The sequence below is a fragment of the Baaleninema sp. genome (genome assembly GCF_049974805.1).
GTDB lineage: Bacteria > Cyanobacteriota > Cyanobacteriia > Cyanobacteriales > Geitlerinemataceae > Baaleninema.
In genome coordinates this window covers 1-10,056 of the sequence record NZ_JBNGCO010000142.1, presented here as the reverse complement: position 1 = coordinate 10,056, position 10,056 = coordinate 1, and the positions used below count along the sequence as shown (strand labels likewise).

At 55.6% G+C, this 10,056-nt stretch carries 5 protein-coding genes; 3 read left to right on the top strand and 2 right to left on the bottom strand.

Annotated features, from left to right (window positions below):
• Positions 1-162 precede the first annotated feature (162 nt).
• A complete protein-coding gene (locus ACP5D4_RS19375; protein ID WP_428013259.1) occupies positions 163-2,010 on the top strand; it encodes a WD40 repeat domain-containing protein in 1,848 nt (615 codons plus the stop codon).
• Positions 2,011-2,194: 184 nt separating this feature from the next.
• On the opposite strand, the gene ACP5D4_RS19370 is transcribed toward ACP5D4_RS19375, so the two are convergent.
• Positions 2,195-2,590 carry a hypothetical protein gene (locus tag ACP5D4_RS19370; protein ID WP_428013258.1) on the bottom strand — a complete coding sequence of 132 codons (396 nt, stop codon included), beginning with the start codon at positions 2,588-2,590 and terminating at the stop codon, positions 2,195-2,197.
• A 243-nt stretch (positions 2,591-2,833) separates the two neighbouring features.
• On the opposite strand from ACP5D4_RS19370, the gene ACP5D4_RS19365 reads away from it, so the two are divergent.
• Together ACP5D4_RS19365 and ACP5D4_RS19360 are read left to right on the top strand one after the other, a co-directional pair.
• Entirely contained in the window at positions 2,834-5,917 is a 3,084-nt protein-coding gene (locus ACP5D4_RS19365) for a plasmid replication protein, CyRepA1 family (protein WP_428013257.1), read from the top strand.
• A gap of 526 nt (positions 5,918-6,443) precedes the next feature.
• On the top strand, positions 6,444-6,827 hold the full coding sequence (locus ACP5D4_RS19360) for a DUF4346 domain-containing protein (protein WP_428013256.1): 384 nt from the start codon (positions 6,444-6,446) through the stop codon (positions 6,825-6,827).
• A 296-nt stretch (positions 6,828-7,123) separates the two neighbouring features.
• On the opposite strand, the gene ACP5D4_RS19355 is transcribed toward ACP5D4_RS19360, so the two are convergent.
• The gene (locus tag ACP5D4_RS19355) at positions 7,124-10,006 is read right to left on the bottom strand and encodes a sensor domain-containing protein (RefSeq protein ID WP_428013255.1); all 2,883 of its coding nucleotides are present in this window, start codon (positions 10,004-10,006) and stop codon (positions 7,124-7,126) included.
• Positions 10,007-10,056 lie beyond the last annotated feature (50 nt).

Below are 10,056 nucleotides of genomic sequence, written 5' to 3'. Positions count from 1 at the left end.
CGTGACAATTTATCGGTCTCACGATTTACACTCGAGTTTTCAAGTCACGCACCCTTGTATGTTGGCGGTGTACATTGACGGTGCGTGACAATTTATCGGTCTCACGATTTACACTCGAGTTTTCAAGTCACGCACCCTACCACTCACTGTTCACTGTAAAAGATGCGTCGTTCTCCCAATCAACTGCAAATTGCTGAATATCTGTGCTGGATTAGTACGGTCGTGGGGACGTTTGTGGCAGCGGTGTCCGGTCGATTCGTCTTTGCTGGGGTGCCGATTTCTCTGTCGCTGTTTCTGAACTTAACGAACCGCCGCAATCTGGAGGTGATGGCGCAACGTCAGGCGATGGCCGCCATCGCTCAGGTGCATCAGAAATTGTCTTACGATATCGATCGCCTGCGATCGCAACTCGGCGACCCCAATGCTTTCTCCAGGATTCCCACAACGCCACCCTCTCCTCATTGGCGGAACCCGACACCGGAATCGGCGGTGCGTCAGGAATTACTTCGACTTCAGGGGGAATACGAGAGTTTGCACGAGTCCCTCTCCGAAACCATCGCCTATCTCAACGATTCGCCACTCCCTCAGCGTATCGACGAGTTGGAACTGCAAATCGACTATTTAACAGACGAACTGGAACGATTGCGCCATCAGTGGCACGCCTCAGTCCCCATCGATGTCGAACCGGTTCCGACGGAAATCGAGGAGGAGGACGACCGCGACGAGGAAATCCCGCCGTTGGAGGAAGGGGAGTCTGAAGACGCCCCCGCTTCAGGTAAGTTTTCTCTCGATTTACCCTTAGAACGGCGTCGCGAACCGGCCGCCTCTGGGGACCAGGCGCACCGCCAGGAGACGGCCCCGCCGAGGACACCGACGGTTCCCATGTTTTCGATTGAGGGTCGCGAGTCGTCTAAGGAGAAAAGTACCGCTTCCCCCAGGTTGCCCCTGTCGTCCCCGCCGAGGGAAGAACCGGCCGCCAGCGAAAGCGGTGTGACGCCTGTAGAGTCTTCAGCGTCCCGTCCGTCGGCGTCGTCGGGGACGGTGGGGTTGCCGACGTTTATGGTGAAGGTTCCTCAGCAACAGTGGGATTGCGTGTTTACTTTGACGGATCACGGGGACTGGGTCAGCGCCCTGGTGGTGTCTCCGGATAACGAACTGTTGGTTAGTGCTAGTTTCGATAAGACGATTCAGGTGTGGCGGTTGAAGACGGGGGAATCGTTGGGGGTGTTGTCGGAACATGAGAGTCCGGTGTGTGCGTTGGCGGTGAGTCCTGATGGGTTTTTGCTGGCCAGCGGGAGTTGGGACAAGACGGTGAAGTTGTGGGATTTGCAGAAACAGAGTTTGGTGGAGAGTCTGGCGGACGAGGAGGAAGCGGCGGGGTCGGTGCGATCGCTGGCGATGAGTCCGGACGGTCAGTTTGCGGCCAGTGGGTGGTTTGAGGGGGCGATTCAGGTTTGGCAGGTGAAGGTGTCGCCGAAGCGCAAGCGGGTTTCGGCCAGCGATCGCGGTCGGACGGAGGCCCATCGCGGCCGGGTGGATGCTTTGGCGTTCAGTCCTGACGGGTCGATGTTAGCCAGTGGCGGGGCAGATGGGTCGATCGTGTTGTGGCGGTTTGACGGCGGACGGGGCAGTTTGGAACGCGATCGAAGTCTCGCGGACAGCGGCGAACCGATCAACGCACTCGCCTTCAGTCTCGACGGTCGTACCCTGGCTAGTGCCAGTCGCGATCGCACGGTGCAACTGTGGGATCTCGATCGAAACCGCTCTCGTCAGACGCTTAAGGAACATGCCGGTTCGGTCACGTCTCTGGCTGTCTGTACTGACGGAAACACCCTCGTCAGCGGCAGTGCGGACGGTACGGTGAAGATTTGGGATATGGTTCGCGGTCGATCGATCGCCACACTCAGCGATCGATCCGACGCGGTCATGGCGGTGGCGGTGAGTGCCGACGGCGAAACCCTCGTCAGCGGTACGGCGGACGGGACGGTGAAGGTGTGGCGGAGACGGTAGTGGGGATGAGGGGATGAGGGGATGATGAGGGGATGAGGGGATGAGGGGATGAGGGGATGATGAGGGGATGAGGGGATGATGGGATGATGGGATGATGGGATGATGGGGAAAATACATTGTCGGTGCGTGACGATCGATCGCTCTTACGATTGACACCCGATTTTTTAAGTCACGCACCCTACGACTATCCTCGGTTGGCTTGTTTCCACCGTTCCACGTAGGCGGGGAATTGGGGGAGGCGACAGGGATATTTGGCCTGTCCGTCGATGTCGCCTAGGCAACGTAATAGGTTGTCGAAGGCGGCGCGGACTTCGGGGTGCGATCGCACCATCTGATTGGCGCGAGGGCTGTCTAAGGAAATTGCGATCGCTTGCTGTGACCGAAATCCTTGGCGGCGGTTTCCTTGTCTGATATAATAATCGATCCCTGGTTGCAAGTGGTGTTTCTGAAAGACGTTGTGTAATCCCTGCACGGCTCGCTGAAGACGAACGTTTAACTTCGCTTCGATCGCCGATTCAGATTCGTCTTGGGTCAAAGCCTGCCAAAACTGGCGGAGCCGTTGGAAAAGAAACATAGACAAAGGTCAGACCCTCTCGGTCTGACTGCTAACGTCTGACTTACAGTGTATCGAGACTTCCGCAGGCGCGAGCCTTTTGGCTGGCGTCACGGTTTCTGCTGGCCGCTTTGATAAGGGTATCGAGGACTACGCCATATATAGTGTTTTTGTTCTCTAAAAAAACGGTTGACACACTACATATGGCGTATGATAGAGTCCTAATCCTCAGATAAGCTCGTTACTCTCGAAAAAAAACCCAACCGAAACGTGAATCACTTACTGGAATGGTCTGAAAGTCGGGTCGATGAAGAATTGACCCGTCTGAACGTCGTGCCTCTCAACGGAACGCTCCCCTATGATTACCTGTTTTACTCGGAGGATTTGCCCCGTCGCAACGACGGCCGCCTTCGGGATTCGGTATTGAAACGCTACCGCCACATCGAAGAAGGCGGTTGGTGGTGTTCGGGGATCGATCTTCTGACGGGGAAAGACGATCTCTGGGGCTGTTTCAAACCGAACCAACCGCGCGATCGATTCGACGGAACTCTCGAGGGCAATCTCGACGCCGCCGCACGCAAACCCATTAAATACGAACATCCGCCCAAAACCGCTACGGGATTGTTCGCGTTGCGGGTTCCGCTACATTTGTGGAAGGCGATCGCCGATCGCGCGGGGGTCGGACTCTCTCACGACGATATCGACAACGCGCAATCGGATTTCGGTTTTTGGCAGTGGCTTTTAAACCATCCGGAAGTTCCCCTCTGCGTTACGGAAGGGGCGAAGAAAGCGGGAGCTTTACTCAGTGCGGGATACGCAGCAGTCGCCCTTCCCGGCATTCATGGCGGCTACCGCGTACCTCGGGACGAATGGGGAAACCGCGTCGGCAAATCTCGCCTGATTCCCCAATTATCAATGCTGGCCGAGGGCAAACGCCCCGTTTATTTGGTCTTTGATCGCGATCGAAAACCCAGCGCCGTCAAAGCCGTCCAAGGCGCCATCCGCCGCACCGGATACCTCCTCAGCCAAGCCGGATGTCCCGTGCGCGTCGTCACCTGGAACCCGGAAGCGGGTAAAGGGGTAGACGACTTCATCGCCAACAGAGGAACCGAGGCCTTCGATGGCGCCTACAGCAGCGCCCTCCCCCTCACCACCTGGCGGGCCCGTTCCCTGACGCGGTTGACCTACAGCAGCGACATCCAACTCAATCAACCCTTCCTCGGAGACCTTCCGGTTCCCAAAAGCGCCTCCCTTGTGGGCATTCGATCGCCCAAAGGCACGGGAAAAACGGAATTTCTGCGCCGCGTCGTGGAACGGGCCATCGAACAAAAACAGCGGGTTCTTGTCATCGGACACCGGGTTCAACTGGTCGAAGCGCTCTGTCAGCGGTTCGGACTGCCCTATATCAGCCAGGTGAGCGACCCCAGCGACCCCGGTATCGGCTACGGCTTGTGTATCGACTCCCTACACCCGGATTCTCAGGCGCAGTTCGACCCGGAGGATTGGACGAACGCCGTGGTGATTCTCGACGAAGTGGAACAAGTGCTGTGGCACGGGTTGAACTCGGACACCTGCCGCAGTCACCGGGTTCCCATCCTGCGATCGCTCAAATCCCTTGTCCAAAATACTATCGCCGAATCGGGGCAGGTGTTCGCCGCCGACGCGGATTTAAGCGATACTTCTTTAGATTATTTGCTGTCCTTGGCATCGGTGAAACGCGCTCCCTTCATCGTTCAGAATGAATGGAAAGCGGGGAAAGATGCAGGTTGGACGGTTCATCATTACACGGAAAGCACCCCCAAACGCATCGTTCGGGAACTGGAACAACACATCGAAGAGGGCGGAAAACCCTTCGTGTGTTTGTCGGCGCAAAAGTTGACGAGTCCCTGGAGTACGCGGTCGCTGGAAGCTTATTTCCGTAAAAAGTTCCCCAATTTGAAGATTTTGCGGGTGGATGCGGAGTCGGTTTCGGAACCGAGTCATCCGTCTTATCGCTGTATGGGGTCCCTCGATCGCCTGTTGAAAGACTACGATGTGGTATTGGCCTCGCCGTCCATCGAAACGGGAGTCAGTATCGATTTACAGGGTCATTTTACGTCCGTGTGGGCGATCGCTCAGGGCGTTCAGTCGGAAAACAGCGTCCGTCAGGCGATCGCGCGGGTTCGCGATACGGTTCCCCGTCACCTGTGGCTGGCGCGTTACGGCTTCAACAAAGTCGGGAACGGTTCGACTTCTATTCCCAGTTTGCTGAGTTCTGGAAAGCGTCTGACTCAGTTAAACGTGCGTCTGTTGCAACAGTCGGATTTCGAGGCGTTCGACGATTTCGATGCCGGGTTTCAAGCGGAATCTCTCATGTGCTGGGCAAAAATGGCGGTTCGCCTCAATGCGACGATGGCGCAATATCGCGATTCGGCGATCGCAGCCTTGCGCGATGAAGGTCATGAGATTGTTGAAATCGCCCCGGCGAAGAAAACTCGCCGCCGCCGCAGTACCCGCAAGCGCAAAGCCAACGACACCACCCCGGAAACGCCGTCGGAAACGTTGCAGCGTCAAATCGCGGAAGTGCAGCGTCAGAATTACGAAGCGGACTGTCAAGCGATCGCTGAATCTTCTGAGTTGAACGACCTCGACTATCGCAGTTTGAAGAAAACTTTGGTGAAAACCCCGAACGATCGTCGAGCCTTGCGAAAATACGAACTGCACCGTCGTTATAAAATTTCGGTGACGCCGGAATTGGTGCAGCGGGACGATAAAGGCTGGTACAAGAAGCTCCGGTTACATTATTTCTTGACGGTGGGACGGTCTTATTTAGCCGAACGCGATCGACGGGTGGCGCAAAAACTCATCGAACGGGGTCAAGGCCAGGTATTCCAACCGGATTTCAATCGATCGCAACTCGGCGCCACAGTGGGAACCATGGAAATTTTGGGAATTGCCAAGATTCTCAACCAACCCCAGCGGGAGTTACGGAACACCGACGAAGATTTACAGGCGATGGCCAAATTGGCGTTGCAACATCGCGCCGATATCAAACTCACCACCGGAATCGGTTTGGCGAAAAACTCTACGCCGATGGTCATCGTGCGGCGTTTTTTGGACAAATTGGGGTATGCTTTGACCTGTCTGCGTTGCGAACGGGAGAAGAATAAGAAGCCGTTGCGCGTCTATCGCATCGAACCGCCGCAAGACGATCGATGGTTGGTGTTCGAGCAGTGGTTGGCGGTCGATCGATCCTCGAAACGCTTTCGCAACCGTCCGAAAAGCCGTCGCGGAAAACGCCAGGAACCGGAGGTGGCGAACCTTCCCGCCACGCCAGAAGAACGATCGGAACAACTGGCGTTAGAGTTGGATTGACGTTCTCCCCCGCCTGAAGGCGGGGGGATTCCGGGTTCGTCGATCGACCTTTAAATCTCCGCCAAGCCAACTCGCTGACTCGAACCCATTCCCCTTCAACTCTCCGACTGGATTGTTTAAGACGATGGCTGAAGACCCCAGAGGGCTAATCTCCCCAGGCTTTACGTTTCCGGGCGCCCCACGATACCTTAGAAAGCATTTGAGCAAATGCTCGACTTTTCGGGTCTCGCGACTCTTTTGAGTGCTTGCGTTTTTAAAGAGGTCTCTAGCACCTCTGCACCGATGTCGCAATGGTCGTTAAAGACCCTTTGCGGGCTGGGCTACCGACGAATCACCCGGCACCGGAGTAGACTTCACTTTAGCCTTCAAATGCCGCCCTCAAAGGGCGGGGCTTGAAACCCTCAATCTTTGGTCAAACGTCCCTCGCATGGGGCTGTCTGCATTTGCCCGCCTCTGTCGGATCGAACTACAATTATCGATCCGAGAGAAGCCCAATTAACAGGCAAAATTCAATTACAGGATATCTATGGCTCCCACACCCGAAGAACTCAAAGCCATCGACGACAAACTCTCCCAACGGTTTATCGAACTCGATCCCGACGGATACTTTATTATTTATGTCGATCGCGACGCGGGGCTAATTTGCGCCGAACACTACAGCAACGACATTAACGAAAAAGGCTTGGCTGTCGATCCCGAAACCGGAGAACCGATTCCCTGCGACGGCGGCGCGAAACGCAAGCCCACCGTGGTTTACAAAGGACGCACCGCCAAGGAGTTGGGCATGGAAATCACCGAAAAAGCCGATCCGAAGCGGTTGTCCTTTCTCGACCATGCTTTATATTTAGGACGAGAGTTCGTCCGAGCCGAAATGGCGTTGCTCTCAGGAGAAGAGTACGTTCAGGATTAATCGATTCGAGAGTTTCCGTTTTTCCAAGCCCCCGGTATTTTTAAAAATATCGGGTCTTCTGAGATTAGGGTGTAATTTGTTAATTTGGAGACAAAATCTGGGTAGGGGCGCAAATTTGCGCCCCTTAGCTCCATACCCCTCCAAGATATCGGGGTTTTCGCCTGCGTCACGCCCCCTTGTCAGGCCCCCTTGTCAGTCGTGACCGGAACACCGTTCACGAGATTCAATCAAGACCTCTTTGCCGCTTACAAAGTGCGTTTGGGCTTTATTTGGGCTTGAAATTTGTTTAAGTACCGTTAGAGGCGATCGATCCATTCCGTCGCGGCGGGAACCTCGAGGGGGTGAGAGACGAAATAGCCTTGAGCGTAACGACAGCCGAGGTCTTTGAGGCACTCGAACTGTTCGGCCGTTTCGATCCCTTCAGCGATGGCGTCCATCCCCAGGTGAGTGGCCAGATTGAGAATCGCTTGCACGATGCCGAGATTTTCGCGATCTCCACCGATCGGACTGACAAACGAGCGATCGATCTTTAACGTATTGACGGGAAACTGTTGCAGGTAACTCAAACAAGAGTATCCCGTGCCGAAGTCGTCGATACTCAATTGAATACCGCGATCGCGCAGTTGTTGCAAAACATCCATCGTCGCCTCGGAATTTTCCATCAACATACTTTCGGTCATTTCCAGCTTTAACGCCTCTCCCGGTAACTGAGTTCGGGCTAAAACGCGATCGATACGATGGAGAAATTCCGGTTCTTCGAGTTGTTTTCCCGAGAGGTTGACGCTAACTCGTAACCGCGACGCCGCCGAACCGTTCGTACCCGTTCGCCACGCTTGGAGTTGGCGACAGGCTTCCGCTAAAATCCATTCTCCCAACGGCACGATCGCCCCCGTTTCTTCGGCCACGGGAATAAATTCCCCCGGAGACACCCGGCCGCGGGTGGGGTGGTGCCATCGCACTAACGCCTCAAACCCGGCTAACTGTTCGGTTTGTAAATCAACGATCGGCTGGTAGACCACCTTAAACTCGCTCTCGAAGCCCGATCGGGCGTGGGGGGCGAAACTGTCCCCGAGTCGATCGACAGCTCGCCACAACTCCGATTCGAGCTGAAGTCGCTCCATGGCTCGCTCGTGCATGGCGCGATCGAAGACTTCGTGACGGGCTTTGCCCCGCTCTTTCGCCCGATACATGGCGATATCAGCGTCTCGCAGCACGTCTTCGGGGCGATCGTACCCCGTGGAACTCAAGGCGATTCCGATGCTGACGGTGGTAAACATTTCGTGACCGTCGATGTTGAAAGGGGGCAACAAAGCCCGTTGAATGCGTCGCGAAATGCGGGTGACTTCTTCGGGGTTGTCCAGGTCGTCGAGTAAAACGGTAAACTCGTCGCCGCCGAGTCGCGCCACACTGTCGGCGGCTCGCAAGCAGCCTTCGAGACGGCGGGCGATTTCCACTAACAGGCGATCGCCGATGGAATGGCCGACGCTTTCGTTAATGACCTTAAAGCGATCGAGGTCGAGAAACAGGACGGCGAACAGGTAATGCGATCGCCGCTTGGCCCGCTGGATGGCTTGGGCGAGGCGATCGACGAACAGGCTGCGGTTGGGCAACCCCGTCAGGGCGTCGTGAAGGGCGTCGTAGCGCAACTGTTCCTCAGCCCGTTTGCGATCGCTGATGTTGCGAACGATGGCGATCGTCTCGTCCTTGGCGATAGGGGTCAACCGACATTCGTAATGTTGGGTGTTGCCATCGATGGGTAGAACGTACTCCAAGGTCACGAACTCTTGAGTCTGACAGACGCGCGAGATCGCCGCTTGAAATTGTGGGGCGATGTCTGAAGGAAGCAATTCTTGGAGAAGATGCCCTAAAAACGCCTCGGGAGGCAGATACAGTTCCACCGCCGTTCCCGCTTGGTAATCTAAAATCGTCCCGTCGCTGCGGATGCGGAAAAACAAATCCGGTAACGCCGCAAAAATCGCTTGCAGTTGGGCGTTGGTTTGACGGAGTTCTTCCTCCATCTGTTTGCGTTCGGTAATATCGATGGCCGTCCCGAGAATTTGTTGGGGCAACCCGGAAGCGGTGCGCGTCAGGACGACGTCCCATTTATGAAGCCAACGCCATTGGTCGTCTTTGTTTTTCAGACGAAATTCGCTCTCTAAAATTTCGCCGTCTTCCGCCTCCGCCAGTCGGTTGTACAGGCGTTCGATTTGGTCGATATCCTCGGGGTGAATGCGTTCGAGGGCGAGGGCTTCTCCCTCCTGACGCAGTTGGTTGGCCGTTCGTCCGAAAAACTGACAGTTGTGGCGGTTGACGTACAGATTTCGTCGTTGCTGGAGGTCGAAGATATGAACGAAGGTCGGCGTCAGATCGGCGATTTGTTCGGCCAGATGTTGGCTTTGTCGCTGGGCTTCTTCGGCTTGGCGTCGATCGGTAATGTCTCGTAAGAGGATGACATAGCTGGCAACGCCGTCCCATTCAAGGGTTTGGGTTTTCATCTGACTGACGTTGACTTTGCCCGTTGTGGAGAGGGTTTCGAGTTCCGTTACCGTATCTCCAGTGCTGGGAATGCCTAATTCTTCTCCGAGGAGAGAGGAAATCGAGCGACCGAACAGAATGGCGGCGGCAGGGTTGACAAAGCGAATGGTGCCTTGGCGATCGACGACGATTAAGCCGTCGGAGATACTTTGAATGAGGGTAGAGAGTTGTTTTTCCCGTTCTTGTAAGGTTTGTTCGACCTGTTTTAAGTTGCTGACATCGAAGCGAACTCGCACAACAGCAGGTGTCCGCTGGTCGCGGGTTGAAAGGGGCGTCAGGGTTTCGACGATCGCACGCTCGGTTCCGTCTTCTGAGAGGATTCCATAGGAGAGGGTCGTGTTTTTGCCCGTGAGGACGGCTCGATCGAGGGTTTGGCGGACGCGATCGCGGTCTTCGGCGCAGATTTCCTCGAGATCGTCCCTGTCGCTGAAGCTTTCCCGCCAAGAGCTATTTTTGAAGTACGTGCGGCCGTCGCCGTCCCTTAAGGCGATCGCGACGGGGATAGCATCGAAGAGCGAGGCGTTCAAATCGTCGCGATCGCGCTGACGGGAGAACCGACGAACGCCCTCGCCTACCTGACGCACGAGATGACTGCAAACGGACAGAATGTTTTTGAGAGAAGAAGGGGGGCGGTGATGGGTCATCGAAAATTTTGGGTTTGAAACCCCGCCCTTCTAGGGCGGCTTTACAGTAC